This is a genomic window from Ensifer sp. YR511 (genome assembly GCF_900103045.1).
In the GTDB taxonomy this organism is placed as follows: Bacteria; Pseudomonadota; Alphaproteobacteria; order Rhizobiales; family Rhizobiaceae; genus Ensifer; species Ensifer adhaerens.
On the sequence record NZ_FNGR01000048.1, the window covers coordinates 1 to 20,362 of the forward strand.

19 protein-coding genes and 6 pseudogenes are annotated in these 20,362 nt (G+C 56.0%); 17 read left to right on the plus strand and 8 right to left on the minus strand.

What is annotated here, in order from left to right; genetic code table 11:
• The 3 genes and pseudogenes from BLU15_RS35890 to BLU15_RS40460 all read right to left on the minus strand — a co-directional run.
• On the minus strand, nucleotides 1–345 hold a 345-nt coding region (locus tag BLU15_RS35890), incomplete at its 3' end, for a helix-turn-helix domain-containing protein (protein WP_143034333.1).
• Between the two features lie 136 nt (nucleotides 346–481).
• Entirely contained in the window at nucleotides 482–742 is a 261-nt protein-coding gene (locus tag BLU15_RS35895) for a helix-turn-helix domain-containing protein (RefSeq protein WP_090301968.1), read from the minus strand.
• 59 nt (nucleotides 743–801) lie between these two features.
• Nucleotides 802–1,089 (minus strand): annotated as a pseudogene (locus BLU15_RS40460) (hypothetical protein); the annotation flags it as partial.
• A 272-nt stretch (nucleotides 1,090–1,361) separates the two neighbouring features.
• On the opposite strand from BLU15_RS40460, the pseudogene BLU15_RS35905 reads away from it, so the two are divergent.
• The 7 genes and pseudogenes from BLU15_RS35905 to BLU15_RS35935 all read left to right on the plus strand — a co-directional run.
• Nucleotides 1,362–1,625, plus strand: a pseudogene (locus tag BLU15_RS35905) (IS30 family transposase); the annotation flags it as partial.
• A 197-nt stretch (nucleotides 1,626–1,822) separates the two neighbouring features.
• Nucleotides 1,823–2,884, plus strand: a complete 1,062-nt coding sequence (locus BLU15_RS35910) for a homoserine dehydrogenase (RefSeq protein ID WP_090301970.1) — start codon at nucleotides 1,823–1,825, stop codon at nucleotides 2,882–2,884.
• A complete protein-coding gene (locus BLU15_RS35915; protein WP_090301972.1) occupies nucleotides 2,884–4,299 on the plus strand; it encodes an aldehyde dehydrogenase family protein in 1,416 nt (471 codons plus the stop codon). The genes BLU15_RS35910 and BLU15_RS35915 overlap by 1 nt, the downstream gene beginning before the upstream one ends.
• A gap of 55 nt (nucleotides 4,300–4,354) precedes the next feature.
• Nucleotides 4,355–5,233: a 4-hydroxy-tetrahydrodipicolinate synthase gene (gene dapA, locus BLU15_RS35920; RefSeq protein ID WP_090301974.1), complete on the plus strand. Its 879-nt coding sequence runs from the start codon at nucleotides 4,355–4,357 to the stop codon at nucleotides 5,231–5,233.
• 11 nt (nucleotides 5,234–5,244) lie between these two features.
• On the plus strand, nucleotides 5,245–6,648 hold the full coding sequence (locus BLU15_RS35925) for an aspartate ammonia-lyase (protein ID WP_090302017.1): 1,404 nt from the start codon (nucleotides 5,245–5,247) through the stop codon (nucleotides 6,646–6,648).
• Between the two features lie 22 nt (nucleotides 6,649–6,670).
• Nucleotides 6,671–7,492 (plus strand): homoserine kinase, encoded by an 822-nt coding sequence (locus BLU15_RS35930; protein ID WP_090301976.1) that lies wholly within the window; start codon nucleotides 6,671–6,673, stop codon nucleotides 7,490–7,492.
• Nucleotides 7,476–7,919 carry an Lrp/AsnC family transcriptional regulator gene (locus tag BLU15_RS35935; protein ID WP_090301978.1) on the plus strand — a complete coding sequence of 148 codons (444 nt, stop codon included), beginning with the start codon at nucleotides 7,476–7,478 and terminating at the stop codon, nucleotides 7,917–7,919. The genes BLU15_RS35930 and BLU15_RS35935 overlap by 17 nt, the downstream gene beginning before the upstream one ends.
• 488 nt (nucleotides 7,920–8,407) lie before the next feature.
• Here the strand turns inward: BLU15_RS35935 and BLU15_RS40465 are convergent, their stop codons facing one another.
• Entirely contained in the window at nucleotides 8,408–8,818 is a 411-nt protein-coding gene (locus BLU15_RS40465) for an FMN-binding negative transcriptional regulator (RefSeq protein WP_371590406.1), read from the minus strand.
• A pseudogene (locus BLU15_RS40470) lies at nucleotides 8,775–9,368 on the minus strand (LysR family transcriptional regulator); the annotation flags it as partial. The gene BLU15_RS40465 and the pseudogene BLU15_RS40470, both read right to left, overlap by 44 nt.
• Before the next feature lie 127 nt (nucleotides 9,369–9,495).
• Here BLU15_RS40470 and BLU15_RS35945 point away from each other — a divergent pair.
• From BLU15_RS35945 to BLU15_RS35950, 3 genes are all read left to right on the plus strand, one after another.
• Complete coding sequence (locus tag BLU15_RS35945) at nucleotides 9,496–9,762, plus strand: hypothetical protein (RefSeq protein WP_090301981.1); 267 nt, start codon at nucleotides 9,496–9,498, stop codon at nucleotides 9,760–9,762.
• Nucleotides 9,763–9,979: 217 nt separating this feature from the next.
• Nucleotides 9,980–10,168: a hypothetical protein gene (locus tag BLU15_RS39275; RefSeq protein ID WP_143034334.1), complete on the plus strand. Its 189-nt coding sequence runs from the start codon at nucleotides 9,980–9,982 to the stop codon at nucleotides 10,166–10,168.
• Nucleotides 10,169–10,275: 107 nt separating this feature from the next.
• Nucleotides 10,276–11,262: an IS110 family RNA-guided transposase gene (locus BLU15_RS35950; protein ID WP_256386721.1), complete on the plus strand. Its 987-nt coding sequence runs from the start codon at nucleotides 10,276–10,278 to the stop codon at nucleotides 11,260–11,262.
• 238 nt (nucleotides 11,263–11,500) lie between these two features.
• Here the strand turns inward: BLU15_RS35950 and BLU15_RS35955 are convergent.
• Both BLU15_RS35955 and BLU15_RS40475 read right to left on the minus strand, forming a co-directional pair.
• Nucleotides 11,501–11,764, minus strand: a pseudogene (locus BLU15_RS35955) (transposase); the annotation flags it as partial.
• Nucleotides 11,765–12,138: 374 nt separating this feature from the next.
• Nucleotides 12,139–12,381: pseudogene (locus tag BLU15_RS40475) on the minus strand (IS701 family transposase); the annotation flags it as partial.
• A gap of 671 nt (nucleotides 12,382–13,052) precedes the next feature.
• Here BLU15_RS40475 and neuC point away from each other — a divergent pair.
• Nucleotides 13,053–14,213 carry a UDP-N-acetylglucosamine 2-epimerase gene (gene neuC / locus BLU15_RS35970; protein WP_256386724.1) on the plus strand — a complete coding sequence of 387 codons (1,161 nt, stop codon included), beginning with the start codon at nucleotides 13,053–13,055 and terminating at the stop codon, nucleotides 14,211–14,213.
• Between the two features lie 783 nt (nucleotides 14,214–14,996).
• On the opposite strand, the gene BLU15_RS39770 is transcribed toward neuC, so the two are convergent.
• Nucleotides 14,997–15,143, minus strand: a complete 147-nt coding sequence (locus BLU15_RS39770; RefSeq protein ID WP_176960468.1) for a hypothetical protein — start codon at nucleotides 15,141–15,143, stop codon at nucleotides 14,997–14,999.
• Between BLU15_RS39770 and BLU15_RS41070 the strand changes: the two genes are divergently transcribed.
• The 6 genes and pseudogenes from BLU15_RS41070 (at nucleotide 15,108) to BLU15_RS36000 (ending at nucleotide 20,361) form a co-directional block, all read left to right on the plus strand.
• On the plus strand, nucleotides 15,108–15,224 hold the full coding sequence (locus BLU15_RS41070) for a helix-turn-helix domain-containing protein (protein WP_371590407.1): 117 nt from the start codon (nucleotides 15,108–15,110) through the stop codon (nucleotides 15,222–15,224). The two genes, BLU15_RS39770 and BLU15_RS41070, sit on opposite strands and share 36 nt — an antisense overlap.
• Before the next feature lie 21 nt (nucleotides 15,225–15,245).
• Nucleotides 15,246–15,954, plus strand: a pseudogene (locus BLU15_RS35980) (IS6 family transposase).
• Between the two features lie 367 nt (nucleotides 15,955–16,321).
• The gene (gene nagA, locus BLU15_RS35985) at nucleotides 16,322–17,482 is read left to right on the plus strand and encodes an N-acetylglucosamine-6-phosphate deacetylase (protein WP_090301991.1); all 1,161 of its coding nucleotides are present in this window, start codon (nucleotides 16,322–16,324) and stop codon (nucleotides 17,480–17,482) included.
• 48 nt (nucleotides 17,483–17,530) lie between these two features.
• Nucleotides 17,531–18,673, plus strand: coding sequence for a GNAT family N-acetyltransferase (eis, locus tag BLU15_RS35990; protein WP_244546932.1), 1,143 nt, complete (start codon nucleotides 17,531–17,533; stop codon nucleotides 18,671–18,673).
• A gap of 11 nt (nucleotides 18,674–18,684) precedes the next feature.
• Nucleotides 18,685–19,524 (plus strand): MurR/RpiR family transcriptional regulator, encoded by an 840-nt coding sequence (locus BLU15_RS35995; protein WP_256386722.1) that lies wholly within the window; start codon nucleotides 18,685–18,687, stop codon nucleotides 19,522–19,524.
• A 138-nt stretch (nucleotides 19,525–19,662) separates the two neighbouring features.
• Entirely contained in the window at nucleotides 19,663–20,361 is a 699-nt protein-coding gene (locus tag BLU15_RS36000) for an N-acetylmannosamine-6-phosphate 2-epimerase (RefSeq protein ID WP_176960469.1), read from the plus strand.
• The last annotated feature ends 1 nt before the right edge of the window (nucleotide 20,362 follow it).

Sequence of the window (20,362 nt, forward strand, 5' to 3'; positions counted from 1 at the left end):
CCGCACGGCGCTCACGCCATCGGCGAGCAGACGACCGGCGATCTGTTCCGGGGACCAAAGTGCCTTCAGCTGCGCGATCACCAGTTCGCGTAATTGCGGGTGCCGCACAAGCTTCCTCAAACGCTGCCGCCGCTCTTTGCGGATATCGTCAGCAACCGTTGGGAAGTAGCCGCTATAGTCGGGCAGCTCGCGATCGTGGAAGGTGTTGCGCCGGATCTCACGATAGATCGTCGATCGATGACGACCAAGTTCGCGCGCCATTTCTTTGATCGGCAGTTTGCGTTCGACGAAATGGAAGAGGCGGCGTCGATCGGCCAGATTCAGCTGCGAATAGCGTCGGAACATGCCAAAATCTCCAAGGTGAAGCCATTGAAATCATTGGCATGTCGCACTTGAGAGTAGAATGTACCCGCGCGTTACAGAAGATCGCATAATGTATCGGCTGGAACCCGGCTGGCATGCGGGACACGCCTTCACATGATCACTTGGGCTTTCTTCCTGCCTTGAGGGGGTCTGGCGGCATAGCTGTCTGTGGCGGAACGGCAAATAGTTCCGAGATGTCGACGCCCAATGCGGCGACGAGACGATCGAGCAGGTCGACTGAAGGATTGTATTCGCTGCGTTCGATACCGCTGATCGCCGTTCGATCCACGTTCGCGTCGACGGCCACATGCTCCTGAGTGATCTTTTTTGAAGTCCGGAATCTCCGAAGATTCCAGCCTATGCGAGTGCGGGTGTCCATAAGGCATCGCCACCACCTGGCGTAGCGTTAATCCATGGAATATATTCGACACATTTCTGAGAACGCTTGAGGATATGCGTCCCAAGGACATCTCGGACGTTATGGGGACCATGCGGAAGCAAGCCCTTGATGGCGCCGCGACCGGTATATGGATTGTAGATTCCATAGCGTTGGATCGCCGTCCGCCAAGCCTCGTAAAAGGTCGTCTGGTCGTAAGACGCATCCTTGGTCTTGGTTTTGACCGTCTTCACGAAAAGGGTGCCGGGATCTTCAGCGCCAGCGAGCAACACGGCACGATGACGCTCGATGTAGGCGTTCAGATGGCGATAGAGATGGAGGTGGCTCGGTTTGTCTGAACAGTTTCGGGCGTTTTGCTTAGTGGATTTCCGCCTCGATTATGCTGCCACCTTTATTGGCGTCAGCGCGTTGAAGTAAGCCTGATCCGGTGTTTGCCGGTCAAGGGATGAATGTGGGCGTCGGCTATTGGTTACCAAGCTGATCGGCAAGTCCAAGTGGGGCCAAGATGATGGTCCCGAAGTTCGTCGCAATGGCGGAGCTGACCGATATATGGGGCCGCACTCTCAGACCAGGCTGCCTGGGACCGCTCTTTGCGTCCCAAGAGTTGGCTGACCATCAACGATTGGCCATAGCCGCTGACGTTGAAGTTTACTTCTGCGATCCCAGATCACCCTGGCAGCGCGGCTCAAATGAGAACACCAATCGATTGCTGCGCCAATATCTACCGCGCGGCACTGACCTGTCAGTACACAGCCAAGCCCAGCTTAATGCAATCGCCAGGCAGCTCACCGAACGTCCAAGAAAGACCTTGCTTTATCAGACGCCCGCGGAAAGATTTGCGGAGTGTGTTGCAGCGATCAATTGAACCCACTGTGAATACCGGTGGCCACCCAATGGGAAGCGGGGACCATTAGTCTCAGCGGTCGGAGGGCTATTGGTCGCAACGCCAACAAAATAGCGACAAAATGAGCAAAGTGCACGGTTCTTTGGTCCGATTGCGGCGTTTTCACTGTGCAGTCCGCACACGCATGATGCCCAGCATAATTTTCTCGGAGGATCGTCATGACGGTTTACAATATTGCTCTCATAGGCTTTGGCGGAGTGAACCGCGCCTTGACTGGGCTTATCGCGACAAAAAATCCGATGTGGGAGCGCGAGCTTGGCTTTCGTTTAAACATCGTCGCTGTCAGTGATCTCTACCTGGGCTCGGTGATATCACCCAACGGGCTTGACCCGCGAATGCTCACTGAGGCCAACTTCACCAAGGGTGGCTTCGGGCAGCTTTCCGGCGGCAGTTCGGAGGCTGACAATGAAACTGTCATCAAGCTGGCGCCGGCCGACATCGTGGTCGAAGCGACGTTCACCAATCCGAAAGATGGGGAACCTGCTGTCAGCCATTGCCGATGGGCGCTTCAAGCGGGCAAACATGTCGTCACGACCAACAAGGGTCCCGTAGCGCTCGCCGCCCAAGAACTCAAGACATTGGCCAAAACTCGTGGCGTGCGCTTCGAGTATGAAGGTGCGGTCATGAGCGGAACCCCCGTAATCCGACTGGCGGACAAAACACTTGCCGGCGCCGAACTGAAGGGCTTTGAGGGCATTCTCAACGGCACCTCGAATTTCGTATTGGGGCGCATGGAGGCGGGGTTGGACTTCGCCTCTGCCGTCAAGGAAGCGCAGGGCCTCGGTTATGCCGAAGCCGATCCGACCGCGGATGTCGAGGGCCATGACGTTCGACTGAAGGTCGTGATCCTTGCAAACGAGTTGCTGGGAGCAAACCTCAAGCCAGAAGATGTGACGTGCGATGGCATCTCGCGATTGTCTCCTCGCGATATCGAGGTGGCTGCCCAAGAGAATTGCCGGTGGAAGCTCATCGGATCCGCGGCTCGTGGTGAAGATGGGATTGTCGTTGGCAGTGTTGCTCCCAAGAGACTGGCTCTCGAGCATCCGCTCGCGGGAGTTGGGGGCGCAACGAACGCAGTTTCCCTCAACACCGAGCTGCTTGGATCAGTGACGATAACAGGACCGGGCGCTGGACGGGTCGAGACCGCATATGCCCTTCTGTCCGATATTGTTGCCATCCACACGACTCAACCGTCGCGAGATGCGAAGGAGGCTGCATAATGCGCAGTGCAGCCCTGAGCGAGACTACCCTTCCTCAAGATATCATCGTGAGAAGCCCCTTCGACGGGGCCGTCGTTGGAACAGTGCGCCAGACCAGTGCTGCAAGCGTGGGCTCGCTCTTGGAACGGGCAAAGCGGGGAGCCCAGATCGCAAGAGCTCTGCCGCGATACAAACGCTCAGCCGTCCTGGAAAGGGCAGCTGCGACGATCCAGGCCAACCTGGAGGAATTCTCGCTGCTCATCGTGAGGGAAGCGGGGAAAACCATCGTGCAGGCCCGCAAGGAAGCAACCCGGTGCGTTAACACTCTCAAACTGTCGGCGGATGAAGCAAAACGAAATGCGGGTGAGATCATACCGTTCGACTCCTACCTCGGATCGGAATCGCGCCAGGGCTGGTATACCCGGGAGCCTTTGGGGATTATCGCTGCCATTACGCCCTATAACGACCCGCTGAACCTGGTGGCCCACAAACTTGGCCCGGCCATCGCCGGCGGCAATGCGGTGCTTTTGAAGCCGTCAGAGCTCACGCCTCTCTCCGCACTCAAGCTGGTCGACACCCTGATCGCGAGCGGCTTGCCTGAGGAGATCGTGACCGTTGCCATCGGTGGTCCCGAGCTCGGCAGGGCGCTTGTTTCTGCGCGCGACGTGCGCATGATATCTTTTACCGGTGGGTTCAACACCGGCGAGGCGATCGCAAGGGCCGCGGGCATCAAGAAGCTTGCGATGGACCTTGGCGGAAACGCTCCGGTGATCGTGATGGAAAATTGCAATTTCGATGCAGCCGTCGACGCCTGCGTTTCCGGGGCTTATTGGGCAGCTGGTCAAAACTGCATAGGCACGCAGAGAATTCTCGTACAGAACGCCATCTATGAACGGTTCAGGTCAACGTTTGTCGAGGCGACCGCAAGATTGAGGGCCGGAGATCCCCTGGAGCAAACGACCGACATCGGCCCGATGATTTCGGAAGAAGCGATCTCGCGAGCCACTGCAATGGTCGATCAAGCAATCTCGGCGGGAGCCGCTTTGCTCTGTGGTCATCAGCGGCATGGGAATCTCTACGCGCCTACAGTTCTGGAAAATGTCCCCCCGCAGTGTGCTGTCTGGTCTGAAGAGGTGTTTGCGCCGATTGTCATCCTGCAACCGTTTGGTGAGCTGAAGGGTGCCATCGCGATGGCTAACGAACCCGAGTACAGTCTCCATGCGGGAATATTCACCAACGATCTGGACCACGCCCTCGATGCCGCCAGCGGAATTGATGCATCTGGCGTCATGATCAACGACTCTTCGGACTATCGTTTCGACGCGATGCCCTTCGGCGGCTTTAAATATGGCAGCATGGGACGAGAAGGCGTTCGGTTCGCCTATGAAGAAATGACACAACCCAAAGTTGTTTGCATAAACAGACTGCAACAATAACCGGAGCCTTGCAGCTGGCAGCCGCTAGCAATTGTTGCCTGAGGGGAAAGTGTAAATGTTCAAAGGTTCTATCGCAGCGCTTGTAACACCGTTCAAGGAGGGCCACGTCGATGAAGTTGCATTGCGCGACTTCATTGAATGGCAAATCGACGAAGGGTCATCCGGTTTGGTACCCTGTGGAACGACAGGAGAAAGTCCAACACTTACCCACGCCGAGCACAAGAGGGTGGTGGAAATCACCATAGACACGGCCGCCGGGCGGCTACCAGTCATCGCAGGGGCCGGCTGCAACAGCACCGAGGAAGCGCTTGACTTCGTGCGCCATGCTCAAGATGCCGGCGCCGACGGACTGCTCATTGTCTCTCCCTATTACAACAGGCCGACGCAGGAGGGGATCTACCAGCATTTCAAGGTGATCGACGCGGTCAGCAGAATTCCGATCATAGTTTACAATATTCCGCCTCGCAGCGGCGTCGACATCCAAGTTGAAACTCTGGCGCGAATATTCAAAGACTGTCGCAATGTTCGTAGGGTTAAGGATGCCACGGGCAACATATTGCGTCCCTCGCTCGAGCGCATGGCTTGTGGCCCGGAATTCAATTTGTTGTCGGGCGAAGACGGAACTGCTTTGGGGTATATGGCCCATGGCGGGCATGGATGCATTTCGGTCACCGCAAACGTCGCACCTCGTGTTTGTGCTCAATTCCAGCAGGCATGTCTGGACGGCGATTTTGCAGCAGCGCTCAAATTTCAAGATCAGCTGATGCCGCTCCACAGAGCGCTCTTTCTCGAAACGAATCCCGCTGGTCCCAAACATGCCTTGGAGCTTCTTGGTAGGATGAAGGCAGACCTTCGGCTACCGCTCGTCGCTGTCAGCCCGACCGTTCAGCATGAAATCAAGCGTGCCATGCTGCATGCTGGCATCCTCGCATGAGAGGGCAAGACATGTCGACAGGACGTATTGAATCCGATCTTATCGGCCCGCTCCTCATTCCCGGCAACGTTCTCTATGGCGTGCACACCGCACGTGCAGCTGAGAACTTTGACGTTTCAGGGCTACGACTGAAGGACTTTCCCGAACTCATACAATCCATGGCCATGGTCAAGAAAGCAGCGGCCTTGGCAAACATGGAGCTCGGCCTGATATCAGGATCAAAATCAAAGGCAATTTCCGCAGCTTGCGAAGATCTGATGGAACTGCAAGACATTGATCAGAATTTCCCCGTCGACATGATGCAAGGTGGCGCTGGGACGTCCACCAACATGAACGTCAATGAGGTCGTAACAAACCTCGCTCTCTTGAAGCTTGGGCGGGCAGTGGGAGACTATGCCACACTCCATCCCAATGACGACGTCAACTTATCGCAATCGACCAATGACGTTTACCCCACGGCAATACGCCTGACCATCCTTCGGGCCTGCGATGCACTGGTCACGTCGCAGGTGAATATTCGAGACGCTTTCCGAGCGAAGGCAGCTCAGTATGATCAAGTCACGAAAGTTGGTCGCACGCAGCTTCAGGACGCCGTGCCTATGACGGTTGGCCAGGAGTTTGAGGCCTTCGCGGAACTGATGGAAGAAGAAATAATACAGTTGCAGTCGGCGTCCAGGCTGCTGAGAGAAGTTAACCTGGGTGGATCCGCGATCGGTACCTCCATCAATGTCCCGCCTGGCTTTCCAGGCCTTGCCTGCAATCATCTCAATCAAATTTCTGGCATCGATTTGGTACCTGCTCGCAACCTTATTGAAGCCACTTCCGACACCGGAGCCTTCGTTACCTTTTCCGGCGCTTTGAAGCGAATCTCGGTAAAGCTTTCAAAGATATGCAACGACCTGCGTCTGTTGAGCAGCGGGCCCCGCACGGGTTTCGGAGAGATCCGACTGCCGGCCGTACAGGCTGGTTCGTCCATAATGCCGGGAAAAATCAATCCGGTCATCCCTGAGATGATGAACCAAATTGGGTTCCAGGTGATAGGCAATGATTTGACGGTGACGCTCGCGGCGAGCGCAGGCCAGTTGCAGTTGAACGCGATGGAGCCCGTCATAGTCTTGAACATTCTCCAGTCCATGCGGCTGTTGACAAAAGGAATCGAAATTCTGAGCCAGCGTTGCGTAGAAGGTATCGAAGTCGATGTTGATCGATGCCAATCATATTGCGATCACTCTCTCGTCCTTGCCACACCCCTGGCGGCGCTGATTGGCTATAGTAAGGCGTCGGCTCTCTCAAAGAAGGCTTTGACCGAAAAGAAGCGACTACGACAGGTCGTTGAAGATGAGGGTATATTGTCTCAAATTCAGATACATCAGATTTTCGGGGGCGCGGGTCACTCTTCTGAGAGCCCGATTTAACCCTAAGCGGCTGGTATGGGTAATGGCTGTATTCACTGAGCTCTCTGACGATGACCTTGACGCTATTGCGTCTGCTTACGGGATAAAATCATTGCTGTCTGTCATCGGTATTGCTGATGGTGACAAAGAGACGACGTATCTTTTCAGATCCAAAGACAATGAATTTATCGTCACCCTGTTCGAAAATGCAGCTGAACCGTCTGATCTGGAACGAGCGTTTGAAACCATGGAGAGGCTCCACAAAAACGGAGTCTCGTGCCCGAAGCCGGTTCGAAGCCTGGACGGAAATGCGGCCTCTCGAGCAGCTGGAAAACTCGTAGCGATCGTGAGTTTCGTACCTGGATCCTCGACGTTTGATCCCGGAACAGGCAAATGTCACAGCCTTGGGCAGACTATGGCAAAGATTCACTCCATTTTGCAGCTGCAACCGAATAGATCTTCGATTGAGCTTCCGACCGGAGGGGTTCACGGAGCATTGGTCCATGAGAACGTATTCTTTCTGGATGACAAGGTCAGCGGTGTCATTAATTTTCGACTCCGCCATGATGATGTGCTCATTGCAGAAGTTGCAGATGTTCTTGTTGACTGGACCGGTAAGCCGAGTGGAGACTTGGATAAGGGCAGGGCTCAAGCACTTCTGGCCGGATACGAGAGTGTTAGGAGCTTGTTGAACGCGGAGCGGTCTGCGCTACCCGCCTTTGTCATGGCGGCGACAGCTAGGCGCTATGGGAGAAAGGGAGATAACGTGCGTCTCCCCGATATTGCCGTAAGCGCATTTCGATCGGCTATCGGGTTAACGCAATCAGGACTGGTTGGCTCGGACCCCGATGAAATACTTGCTTGATCGAACGGACGAACAAATCCTGAATGAACTGAAGAACAACGCGCGCATATCGCACGCTGAATTGTCCAGCAAAGTCAACTTGTCGCGAAACGCCGTTCGTGTGCGCATCGAACGGCTTGAGCGGGAGGGCTTCATCAAGGGCTACACAATCGTGTCCGGTGAAGGTTTAAGCAAAGAAGCTCTCACGACTGCAATGATGTTTGTGTATAGATATGACCGGATGAGGGGTGGCGATGTCATACATGCATTGCGGCGCATTCCGGAGGTTGTTTCGTGTGACGTAATGACCGGGGACTTCGATCTTTTGGTGCGGGTCGAGTCCGCGGACGCGGACCGGATTCGGCAGATATGGCAGCTGATCTCTGAATTGCCAGGGGTGCGTGATACCCTTACAGCGTTTGCTCTATCATCAGTCATTCGAAAATAGCTCGTGGGCGCTGAGGAGGGCTACCTCAGGGTGGCGTCACGAAGACGATGAATGGCAGTATATCCGATCAGCGGCCCTGCTCGCGCGATTCCCGGATAGCGCCGCCACTTTCTCACCATCGTTTGGCAGGGCGTTCCGTATTCCCGGGCGCGCAGCCATCCCCAATCCACCGCTTAAATTAGCAGGCGCCCTGCCGGTTGGGAGCTACACCGGCAGGGCGGCGCCGCGCTCAGGTAGCAGCCACCGCGGAGCGACCGAACAACCGCGGCAAGCTGTGGTTTTGCATCGTGCAGGGCAGATTGCCGGCCGTATCGGTGGCCGTCATCTGTAAGCTGTCAGGTCCAATCGCTTACGACGAAGGAATGACAGGCACAAAGGTCGGGCTCTTGACTGACGCACCTGCTCCCGTAGGCCGTGCAGGCGCAGCCAGGACCAGGCACCGAGTATACATTGCCACGCGTCGCAACGATCCTGTCCCATCCGTGCGTTCAGCCTTTGCGGGCAGCGGCTGACAGCATTGCCTGACTAATCGGATGATCCACCTGCGCGCTGACCATTTCACCAGCGTTTCGAATGTCGCGCTGTTCCTCGTTCTGACTGAGCTTGGCCTTGCCGACATGGCCGGTGATCTCGATCTGTAGACCCACGATTGCCTTGACCATAGTGTCGATAAAGTCCCTTTGTGCGTCCCCCATCTTCCACGGAACAGGTTGGGTCGACTTGTGCCTGTGTGTCAGTTTGGTGACATTGCGGCGGACATAGCGTTCGACGTTTTGGATTGTAATTCGCCCATATGCATGGGCGACAATGTAATTCCGGGTCGGGACCTGCTTGTCGGCCGCTAACAGTCGAACGGTCGTAGCGAAGTAGGGGCAGCTTCGTGATGGCGTCGCGCCAATCGCGAGCGCCCAGACCGGCGGGTGCGATCAGCACGAAGGGCTTCGACAGCAGGGGATGCCAGGAAACGTTTTCGGGCAGTTCGCCCGGAGGCCGGATGACGACGGCGAGGTCGAGCTCTTCCCGTTCGACCTGGCCGAGCAGGTCGTCCTCTCCCCGCGTCGAGCGCAGCGTGACGCCGGGAAAGCCGCGATGGAAGGCGAGCATCGTGCGGGCCAGCAGGCCGGAGTGGAGCGAGGCGATCGTGCCCACGCGCAACGTCCAGCGCATTGCAGAGACCGCGTGACGTCCGCGCATCTCGGCTACGAGTGCAACGATCTGGTCGGCTAGTGGGACGAGGTCCTGGCCGGCCGCATTAAGGGTGGCGGAGCGCCCGGTGCGGAAGAACAGCCGGCGGCCGACGAAATCTTCGAGTCGGCGGATCTGCTCGCTAACGGCTGATTGCGTCAGCCCCAGTCGTAGCCCTGCTTCGGTGAAAGTGCCGTGACGGGCAGCGGCCAGGAACGTCTCTATCTCGCGCAGCATCAAGAGTCTCCACAGCTTTTGGCCCATTCACTTAGCAGAAACCATGTCAAGCATCGAGAGTGGCGATGAAATTGAGACCGGTAATTTTTCAGGGGTGCGCACAAACTGTTAGTGCCGGCTGGGCCATCTTGGTGCCTTGATGAAGGAGGCGCCGATGGCAGTGGAATGGACGATCACGATCGAGGGCAAGAATGAGTTCGGTGATATTTGCCGAAGGGAGGTCCGCATCGACAAGAGCTGGGAGCAACTGTTTGATGGTGACCTCGGCCTGTTGATCGAGGACGGCAAGAAGATTATGGAAGCGCTGCAGAGCGCCGTCGTGAACCACGAGGCCGAGACTTTATCGCCGGGTCTGCCCCGACTGCCATACGTTCCGGGCAGTCAAGGATTACACTATGCGCCGCATCAGAACCGTCTTTAGCACAGTGAGGATTAGCAATCCCCGCTGGATGGTGTGCAGCGATTGCTATCCAGGCATGGCGGGTGCCTTCGCGCCACTGAAGGAAATCTGCCCCGATCGGGCGACGTCTGAGCTGATGGAACTGACGGCACAGCTGGGAGGCGTTATGTCCTACAGGCAGGCAGCGAATGTACTCAGCAAATTTCTTCCTGTTGAGCCAAGCTAGACGCACGCGACCGTGCGTAAGCGTACAATCAGGGTCGGCAAGCGGTTCGACGACCAGGTTGCAAATGAAGAATGGCTTGCGACAGGGGAGATGGCGGAGCGGCATCAACTCGAAATGCCGCTTCCTGGTGATCGACGTAAAGAGTTCGTCATCACCATCGACACCGCCCATGTTCGTAGCGCCGAACCGAATTCAGCGTGAAGCTTCGAGCTTATTGTGGCCCGATGCGGTCGCGGTGGTAGGGGAGATGCCGGCTGCCGCTATTTCGTCACCGCCAGCACCGAGCAGAAGGCAATCCGGGATCGAACTTGGCATGCGCTTCGACGGGAGGGGTATTTGTGTCAATCGGCGTCCAAAATTCACTCCAACTTCTGGGGAAAATTCACGCGGCATTGACAGCCCGGGCAGACCCGAGCATTGTTGGCATGGAATCCTGTGCGGGGTCGCAGTGGCTTGCCCGCAGGATACAGGCGCTCGGGCACAAGGTTCGGCTGATACCCGCGCAATTTGTCAAGTCGAACAAAAACGACATCATCGATGCTGAAGCGATTGCCGAGGTGACGACGCGGCCGACAATGCGCTTCGTCACGGCGAAGGCAACCGATCAGGTCGACCTCCAGGCTCTGCACCGGATCCGCGATCAGATGGTCGGCTCGAGGACGCGCTTGATCAATCAGATGCGCGCCTTCTGCCTGGAATATGGCGTCGCTTTGCGGCAGGGAGCGGGGTTGTTCAAACTTGATCTGCCCCAAGCTCTGAATGACCCAGAGAATGATCTGTCACCGGCAATGCGTCGGCTGCTGGGTGATTTACACGCCGATCTCCTGCGCCTCGAAGAGCGCATCCGCCAAGTCACCAAGGAGATTGAGGCGATAGCCGATCGGGAAGACGTTACGCGCCGCCTGATGACAATCCCTGGGATCGGCGCGTTGGGCGCAACCGCATTGCTGGCGGACGTCGGCGATGGGCTGCAGTTCCGCAAAGCCCGAGATCTGGCGGCATGGCTGGGATTGGTGCCGAGACAATATTCGACCGGAGGAAAGCAAACGCTGCTAGGGATCAGCAAGCGCGGCAATCGATATGTCCGCAAGCTTCTGGTGCATGGCGCACGGTCGTGCTTCCGACATCTCGACCGGACGCGCGATCGGTTGGGCAACTGGCTCAACGGCCTTGAAGCGCGGATGCATCCCAACAAAGCCGTCGTTGCACTCGCGGCCAAGATGGCACGCATCGTCTGGGCTGTTCTAAACAAACCGGGCGCACTCTATGAACGCAGGGATCCTGCTTTCGCTTGACGCTCAGAGCTCGATTGCAAGGCTCGGGACGAGTGATGACGAAACAGTGGATCAGCATGCCGTAAACCCTGTGCAAAAAAGCGGGCTTCGTGCCCGAACCATTTATTGGGAACGGCGTGCGCGGATCTCATCATGGCCTGGCTGCAACAGCAGTCCACTCGCGAGAGGCCGGATACATTTACGCAACTGGAATCGTCATTTGCGACGTCGCGACCCCTTGCACGGACGGGGCGGACCATACATTCTTTCCCAACAAGTCTTTCAAAGCCGCATTGTCGAGCATCGCATCTGCCAGGAGCCGTTTCAGCTTCGTGTTCTCGTCTTCCAGCCTCTTCAGCCGCTTGGCTTCGGATACGTCCATGCCGCCGAATTTGGCCTTCCATTTATAGATGCTGGCATCGCTGACGCCGTGCTTGCGGCAAAGCTCCGAGACCGGCGTACCAGCCTCGTGCTCCTTCAGAATGCCGATGATCTGTTCGTCTGTGAAACGGTTGCGCTTCATTCCCTGGTCCTCTCAATGGGCCAGAGCTTACTTCAAAATGGATTACTGCAACGGGGCAAGGTCAGCTGCGTCGGATATTAGACTGACGCGGGAAGAATGGTATTGGCTCTTCCGGGCAGCTGGCCACTTTGTGCCGTGACAGAATCCGCCAACAAAACCAAAAAGAATTGGCTGGCAGGCTTTAGACTGACGTTACAGTTGCGATTTTGATTTGAGGTATGCTCGTCGTGCCGCGACCTGATGTGCCGGTCGTCAGAACGACTAGGCAACGATGTACGAAGGTTCGATGCGGCGGATTTCCTGGATCGAGCAGCGGATCAATTGCCAGTCCGTGCCTCGAGGGCCGCATCGTTTTTGGGGGCGGCATATGTTCGCACCATGGCGAAAGCGAGTATCACTAGCGAGACATGTCGACGCCAGCAACGCCAGGAGCAGATTTCGTCGTGGTCGAGGCCGAGTTCGCTCTTGGTGGTATCGAAGCTGTCTTCGGTCACCCAGCGATACCCTTCCACCAACACCAGATTTTCCACGGATGTGCCAACTGAGCGTCACGTCGAGAAAAGAGCAACATCGCCATCGGGGATGTCGCGGTGGATCAGCGGCGCGCGTGTCCAAAGATACCGAGATCCGCATGAACAAACAAACATCTCAACTAACAATGTAACTAAGCTTCGCACAACTGAGCAAACTGATTTGTGCCCGCGTATATTTATGATCAAACTAATTATACACCTCTATATATCCTGCCCTCCAAAAGCGGTTTAGGGTCTTGGCATTCTATTTTGGGTCAAGCCATAATCGAGATCATGTGACGCGCCAAGAAAGCCTGTCCCACCACCCCTCGTAAGCGCACACCTGCATCGCCGATCCACATGCCAAGTGTAAGCTGACGGCAAATGCACAGCCCAAACTGCATGCGATCGTCGGTCGTAATGCAAAGCCCCTGTCTTCGGCGTCGCCGGACCCACTTGAGCACATTGTCTGACATGCATGACGGCACTTGCTCCGCCGCAATTAACCGGCCGCGTCAGCTCATTCCAAGGTGACGACGCTGCGCCCTCCGATTTTCGGGGTCAAATCCATCCCCCTCGAATTTTCGAACCTTTGCTCTTGCCCTTTTTCGTCCCGCTCGAAAACTATAAAGACCTCAAGCTTCCCCTCCGAATTTCTCTCAACCATCCCATTATCACTCACTCTTCACTACATCCCCAACACAACATTCATCACAGCTTAACAACCCCCAAACACGTCCCCCACAAGCACAATGGCTTCCGTCAATGCTCTTCTCATGACAGGCACTCGTGCCGATTGGAGCAAGATGAAAGTCCCTGCCCGCGCCTTCCTGAACGCCCTGCCCCACCTTCCACCCGGCACCTTCCTCGACATCTTCATCACCGGCATGCATATGCTTCCGGAGTACGGCTTGACGAAGAACGAAGTCCTAGGCCTCGAAGGAGTGCGGGAGTTTCACGAGTACGACAATCACGCACAGGGTCCCGATCAGGTTGACGTTGCGGAGGAAACCATCAAGCACCTGAAAAAGGTGATCAAGCGCGAAAAGATCACCGACATGTTTATCCACGGTGATCGAGTTGAGGCTCTCGCCTGCGCAACGGCGGCTAGACTCTTGAACGTGCGCGTCCATCACATCGAGGGTGGAGAGATCACAGGCTCCGTCGACAATGATATCCGCTATGCCGTCACGGCTCTCTCGAGGTTCCACTATGTGTGCACGGAAGACGCCCAACAACGCCTCATCGCAACCGGACAGCCTGCCGAGACCGTCTTCAACGTCGGTTCTCCTGAGATGGACGCTCACGCTGTCGTCGGTTCCCTCACGCTTGATCAGGTGAAAGAATTGCACGGGATTCCGTTTACCGGCCAGTTCGGCATCGTTTCGTTTCATTCTGTCACGACTGAGCAGCAGTTCATGGCTAATGACGCCGCCAATCTGTTCGCGACACTCGAAGAATTCGCTATGGGTGGGGGCAAGTCCATCAAGCCATTCCTCGTCATCATGCCGAACAACGATCCCGGTACCGACGATATTCGCAGAATCATCGAGATAATCTTCGACGACCGCGACAGCGAACTTTTCTTCCGAGCCGCAAATATTCCCTTCGAGCATTTCTCCGTACTCCAGAGGAACGCTGCGCTCTTCATCGGAAACAGCAGTGCCGGCGTTCGGGAAATGCCGTTCCACGGTGTCGCAAGTATAAATGTGGGCTCTCGCCAGGATGGTCGCGCACCGGACATCCAGTCTATCGTCACTGTGGCTCCGAATGACAACGCGACAATGCTTAAGGCTCTCGAGGAGGGTTGGGGAAAGAAGTTTCCGCGTGACACCACCTTCGGCGATGGAGAATGTGAGGAAAGACTCACCCAAATCTTCAAGACGGCCGGCCACTTTAATCTTCCCGTGCAGAAGACCCTCAATTTTGGCTACTAGAGCAGAAGGCCCGCGATTTTGGTAGCTAGGAAAGTACGGCTCAGAACTGAAGATTGAGTTCGAATAAGAGGATTTCGTTTGTCTGTGATTGATTTTATTTTTTTGACTTGACCCAACGCCCGCTCAACTCGGGAGATTGTTTTGTTTTAAGTGTCGGATCATGATGTACCCTTCAACAGGGATTTGTTTTTGCTGTTTTTGATATTCAGAAAACCTAAAAAATTAGCTTAGGCTTATTTAGGAGAGAAGAAATATACGCGCGTCTTCGCATACTAAGTTATCATTTGACCTCTGACATAAACGCGCTAAACGCGCACGTGACAATACGCTGACTAATTCAATCTCGAACAGAAAATCTCCCTTACTAGGATATATGCAGGTGTAACCACCGGAGGCTCCCGGAAGGGAGCCAGGCCCCCCCCCGGAGCTTGCGGAGGGAGGGGATGCGCGACATGGAGGTGAGCCGAAGGTGTTTACACCTGCATATATCCTGCCAGTCAGTCCCTCACACGCCCTAGGAAAATGGTGACAATCGGGTCTGGGTTTTCTGCTCGGCCGAAGGCTGAACGACATGGAATCTCGAAAGCCTCCAGCAATTGCCCTGCGGGCTGCCTTTCGCTCTCTTGCACAGAGTCTTCTTTGCGAGTATTCCTACCGAAGCTTCTTCGTTCCTCCGTGGAATAATTTTGGCATATCGCAGCAATTGGGTTCAATCCGCGCGCTAGAGTACGGCAATGATCGTGGGCATAATGGACGTTGCGCAAGAATACGAGACCGATACCGCTACGTGACGGCGATGGCGATGACCGCTCGGGCGAGAAGAACATTTATTCCCAGCTGGTCTCGACGCGGATCAAATCGAATATCAAACAGGAATGGGAACGGCAGAAGCATCTGCATGGCAAGACGCAGGAAGAGCTCGCTGATCATCTCGGCCTCTCCCAGGGAGCTGTGAGCAAGCTGCTGAATTACCAGTCTGGCCGGTGGCGTCGCCTTAACGGATTCTGCTGATCGAGGTGATATTGGAGCGGCATGATCGAAGAGCCGCATGCCCGTTACCATCGTCACCGTTTTCCAGCCGAGATCATTGCCCATGCGGTGTGGCCTTATTACCGATTTCCGCTGAGCCTTCGCGATGTCGAAGACCTGCTTGCGGAACGCGGGATTGACGTGTCGTTTCAGACGGTGTCGGAATGGGTGGTAAAGTTTGGTCTCAAGATCGATTATCAACTCCGGCGGCGATCACGCGGCAACTTCGCCGACAAATGGCACCTTGATGAACTTGTCGTATCGATCAAGGGCAGGAAATACTGGCTGTGGCGTGCGGTCGATGCAGAAGGCTACGTCCTCGATGCCCTGTTACAAAGCCGAAGAAACAAGAAGGCAGCGCTGCGGCTGATGCGCAAGCTGCTCAAAAGTCAGGGCGTCACGCCGAGGGTGATGGTAACCGACAAGCTGCGCTCTTATGGAGTGGCGAAAGCCGAGTTGATCCCCGGCGTTGAGCATCGATCGCACAAGGGGTTGAACAACCGCGCCGAAAATTCTCATCTTCCGCTGCGGCGGCGAGAGAGGCGGATGATGAGCTTCAGTTCAGCGCGGCAATGTCAACGTTTCGTCTCGGTTCACGGCCAGGTCAACAACCTCTTTCATCTCCATCGGAAACACTGCCACCCATCATCGCCAACTCCGCACCCAGGCCGTCACCACCTTGCGTGAAATCGCATTGTCGATTGACGCCTGAAAAGCCGTAAGCACCACCCTTCAGATCCTGACTTCCTTTAAGGCGACGCCACCGGTAGCACTGCTTTGCCGGGTTTTTACGCACCATGCCGGAAGGTGGGACGCTGCCCCTATTCTCATCGACCAAGCCTCACACAGCGAATTTGAGTAACTGCTAGGCTTAGTCCGCACATCTGAAGCGGCTTGGGGCCTTTTGCAAGGTTCAAGGCGTTTGCTGACTTGTTCTCAGCGCTGGCAACGCGGATTCCAGAAAGCGCTGCGCGTAGACATGAAGAAAAACTTCAGAGAGTGTATATAATTGACGATTATCGCCATCCCGTTTAGCGTTGACGTCACAACACGGCTCCTGATGAGGTATCGAAGGCACAATGACTACATCCACCGCAGTTTCTGCTGCTCGCATCTTCGATGGCACTCGTTGGCACGACAATAGCGCGCTTCTGATTAGTGGTGGTCGAGTCGACGGGATCGTCGGCATCACTGACATTCCGGCAGGATCTCCTCGTTTGGATTATGATGACCAGCTGATCGCGCCTGGTTTCATCGATCTGCAGGTCAACGGTGGGGGCGGCGTTCGCTTTGGAGACGAAACGTCGGCAGAGGCCATCCACGCGATCACTGCAGCGCACGCCCGGTTCGGAACGACCAAGCTACCGCCGACTCTCATCACCGACACCCCCGAGGTCACCGCGCGTGCTCTGGAAGGCGGACGGCAGGCCCGCTCGAGGCGCATTCCCGGGTTCTTGGGGTTACATCTCGAAGGTCCACATTTATCCTTGGAACGGAAGGGCGCCCACAATCCCTCGTTCATTCGTCCGATGACAGAAGAGGACCTTCATGCCATCTGCGGGTATCGCCGGGCGAGTGGATTTCTGCTCACGACTGTTGCCCCGGAAAACGTGACGACGGAACAGGTCTCGGCTCTTGTCGAAGCGGGGGTCGTGGTCAGTATCGGCCATAGCAATGCGACTGCCGCGACCGTATCGACGTATCTTGATGCGGGCGCATCAATGGTCACCCACCTGTTCAATGCTATGAGTCCGCTGGGCAACAGGGAACCGGGAATAGTAGGTGCGGCGCTTGACGACGGCCGTGTGTATGCTGGGCTGATTGCAGACGGGATCCACGTTGACCCTGTCACAATGAAGGTCGCCTTGCGAGCCAAGTTTTCGCCCGGACAGATCTTCCTGGTCACCGATGCCATGCAGACGATCGGAACGTCACTTAGGGAGTTTGAGCTGAATGGTCGGGTAATCCATCGAAATGCCGGCAGCCTCAAGCTTGCTGACGGTACCTTGGCGGGAGGCGACATCGATATGCTGGCCAGCATCAGGTTTGTACATACCGTGGTCGGCGTTCCTTTGGAAAGCGCTCTTTCGTTGGCTTCCAGCATTCCAGCCAAAGCTGCGGGCGTCGATGGGCATCTAGGATCCCTGAAGCCATCCTACGTCGCCGATTTCGTTGTTCTGAGCGGTGAGTTGGATCACGTCGATACATGGATTGATGGCAACAGGGTCGTACATGCCTAGAGTGGTTGGGAATGTCGAGGTAGGCTGTATAAGCGTAAGGGGATGAGTATGCGAGAAGCGATCAATTCAGATGTCGATTTCATTGTGGCCGCATATTCGTCTGCCTTCGCCTTTAGTCGCGTCCATACCACCGAGTACATCGAGCTTACCGGCCTGTGCAACTTTCACGTCATCGAACATGGCGGCCGTCCAGCTGCTGTATTAGCTTTGATCGAAACCGGCCATTGGTTCGCTGGAAATGTCGTCCCAGCTTGCAACATCGCACATGTCGCTATTATCCCCGAGTATCGTGGGACCGGAATCGCAGGGACGTTCCTCGACCTTGCAGCTGCTGAGGCAACGAAACGGGGCGCTGCGGTTGTAAGTCTTTTTGCATCGACGCGACCGCTTTATCGCAAGTCAGGTTTCGAACTTGCGGGCTCGGAGGTTGTCTATGAGGCGGACACAAGCGAGCTTTATAAGATCAAGGACAAGTTCGAGTGCCGTCGCGTAAACGATGACCGAATCCGTTCCTCCATCGAGCCAATCTATGCAAAGCATTGCCGGACACAAGCGGGAGTATTGGACCGCAGGGACGCCCACTGGAACGTTCTCCTGCAGGCAACGGGCGACGAGCTCGCAACGTATGTCTTCGAGCAGGACGGTCAGGACATCGGTTATATCGTCTTGGACTCAGGCAATCCGGAAGGGCTCGTACTGCGCGACTGGGTCGCACTCTCTGGGGCAACCGCGCAGCAGGTTCTCAAATTTCTAGGCACGTTCTCCACAGTCTATCCTCGCGTCCGCTGGCATGGTGCGCCTCAGGACGCTCTCTCGTTCACCATGCCAGACAAGGGTTGGCGACTAGTCCATCAGGAGGAATTCCTAATGCGCATCCTCTCGCCCAAACTCGCGCTTGCCGCCCGGGGTTATGATTGTGCCTCAGGAAGACTGAGGTTGGACGTCCTCGGGCCGGCACAGAAACACGCACTTCTGCTTACGGTGGAGAACGGGACCGGCTTCTGTGAGGAGAGTGCAGCCGGTTCCGCAGACATCACGATCGGTCTTGCTCAATTCGCAACGCTGTACTCGGGTTTCCGCTCGGCAAAATTTCTGGAGAGGGCTGGCTGGATTGTGGGCGATTCGGCAGCGATAAAGCACTGTAACAATATCTTCTCTGGCCCAGCACCCTGGGTCGGCGAGCATTTCTAAGGAATAGGCAATTGGATCCAGTTCACCACATGGCGCTCATTGCCAGTATCCGGTCTCGTGCTCCAAATATGACGCGAGCGCTACAGCGTGTCGCGAACTTCGCCCTCGAGGATCCAAGCTCAGTTCTCTATAAAAGCATCACCGAACTCGCCGAGGATGCGCGGTCATCAGAAGCTAGCGTGATGCGTTTCTGCCGAGATCTCGGTTTCGCGGGATTCCAGAATTTCAAGCTGGCGCTGGCTCAGGAACTGGCCACTCAAGAACAGCCGAATGCGGCAAGCGGTCAGGGCGATACTGTCAACGACCTGATCGAGACCGCTCGGACCGCTCTCAACGAGACGGAAAGGCTGCTAGATCGGCGAACCATCGAGACGGTCGCCAATGAATTGCTGAAGGCCAGTCACATCGAGATCTTCGGTGTCGCGGCGTCTGCCGTCACCGCCCAGTATCTTGAATACAAGCTCGCCCGCCTTGGACTTCAGTCACATATTCCTCGCGACGCTCACCTGGCGACGATGGTGGCGGCGACATCAAGTTCGAAAGATGTCTTCTTCCTCGTCTCGAATTCGGGATCAACACTCGATACCGTTAAGATCGCGCAGCTCGCGCATGCACGCGGAGCTCGGGTCGTGGGCATCACCAGCCGCATTAAAAGCCCACTCGCAGCAGTTTGCGACTTCATTCTTCTCGCATCTTGGCCCGAAACGCCTCTCACAGGGGGGGCCTATCCCTCCAAGATCAGCGAATTGCTGATCGTTGACGCAATTGCGTCTTACATTACAAAGGCTGCACCAGAACGCCTTGATATCATTAGAGAAACTGCGCAAAGCGTTACTGATCGTAGCATCTAAACACCGAGTATAAAAGCGGTGCTATCCGTCAAAACTTAACCGCCGTTAATTTTGGCGGAAATTTTCATCAAAATAAGCATCTTGACGGATAGCGTCATTACTCATAGCTTAACTCAACAATAAAAGTGGGAACGAACAGTGACGCAAATCTTGACAGATCTGCGCGGGGAGCTTGCTGTCTCTTGTCAGGCGGCCGATGAAAGCCCGCTGCATCCAACTGGGATGATCGTCGCGCTAGCTCGCGCAGCGGTGATGGGCGGCGCAAAGGCGGTGCGCATCGAAGGTGTTCGGAATGTGGCGGCTGTCCGGAACGCGGTGACCGTACCCGTGATTGGTATAACGAAAATAGTTCAGGCCAGCAGCGACGTTTACATCACGCCGACACTTGATGACGCACTCCAGCTCTGTCAGTCCGGGGCAGATATCGTAGCGTTCGACGCGACGCTGCGTCAGCGCCCGATTAGCGTGGCTGATATCGCTTCGCAGATCCATCGCGCCGGCAGGGCAGCGATGGCTGACATCAGCACGCTCGAAGAGGCAAGAGAGGCAATGGCCTCAGGTGCTGACTTCGTGGGAACGACGCTCTCCGGATACACGCCATATTCCCCTCAGATAGAGGCGCCCGATTTTGGATTGATGCGCGCCCTGGCGGCGGCAAGGATTCCTTTTGTTGCCGAAGGTCGCATCTGGGAGCCTGCCCAGGCGCGCCTTGCGCTCGAATATGGCGCAACCTTCGTCGTCGTGGGTTCCGCCATCACCCGACCCGATGTGATTACACGCCGATATGCAGACGCCGTAGCCGCATTGCGGCTCGACCCGAATACAATGGAGAAATGAA

Coding starts and splice junctions, on each gene's coding strand:
- nagA (WP_090301991.1), top strand. CDS start 16,322: ATGACTACATCCACCGCAGTTTCTGCTGCTCGCATCTTCGATGGCACT.
- neuC (WP_256386724.1), top strand. CDS start 13,053: ATGACAGGCACTCGTGCCGATTGGAGCAAGATGAAAGTCCCTGCCCGC.
- BLU15_RS35945 (WP_090301981.1), top strand. CDS start 9,496: ATGGCAGTGGAATGGACGATCACGATCGAGGGCAAGAATGAGTTCGGT.
- BLU15_RS35925 (WP_090302017.1), top strand. CDS start 5,245: ATGTCGACAGGACGTATTGAATCCGATCTTATCGGCCCGCTCCTCATT.
- eis (WP_244546932.1), top strand. CDS start 17,531: ATGCGAGAAGCGATCAATTCAGATGTCGATTTCATTGTGGCCGCATAT.
- BLU15_RS35915 (WP_090301972.1), top strand. CDS start 2,884: ATGCGCAGTGCAGCCCTGAGCGAGACTACCCTTCCTCAAGATATCATC.
- BLU15_RS35895 (WP_090301968.1), bottom strand. CDS start 742: ATGGACACCCGCACTCGCATAGGCTGGAATCTTCGGAGATTCCGGACT.
- BLU15_RS39770 (WP_176960468.1), bottom strand. CDS start 15,143: ATGATCAGCGAGCTCTTCCTGCGTCTTGCCATGCAGATGCTTCTGCCG.
- BLU15_RS35910 (WP_090301970.1), top strand. CDS start 1,823: ATGACGGTTTACAATATTGCTCTCATAGGCTTTGGCGGAGTGAACCGC.
- BLU15_RS35930 (WP_090301976.1), top strand. CDS start 6,671: ATGGCTGTATTCACTGAGCTCTCTGACGATGACCTTGACGCTATTGCG.
- BLU15_RS35935 (WP_090301978.1), top strand. CDS start 7,476: ATGAAATACTTGCTTGATCGAACGGACGAACAAATCCTGAATGAACTG.
- dapA (WP_090301974.1), top strand. CDS start 4,355: ATGTTCAAAGGTTCTATCGCAGCGCTTGTAACACCGTTCAAGGAGGGC.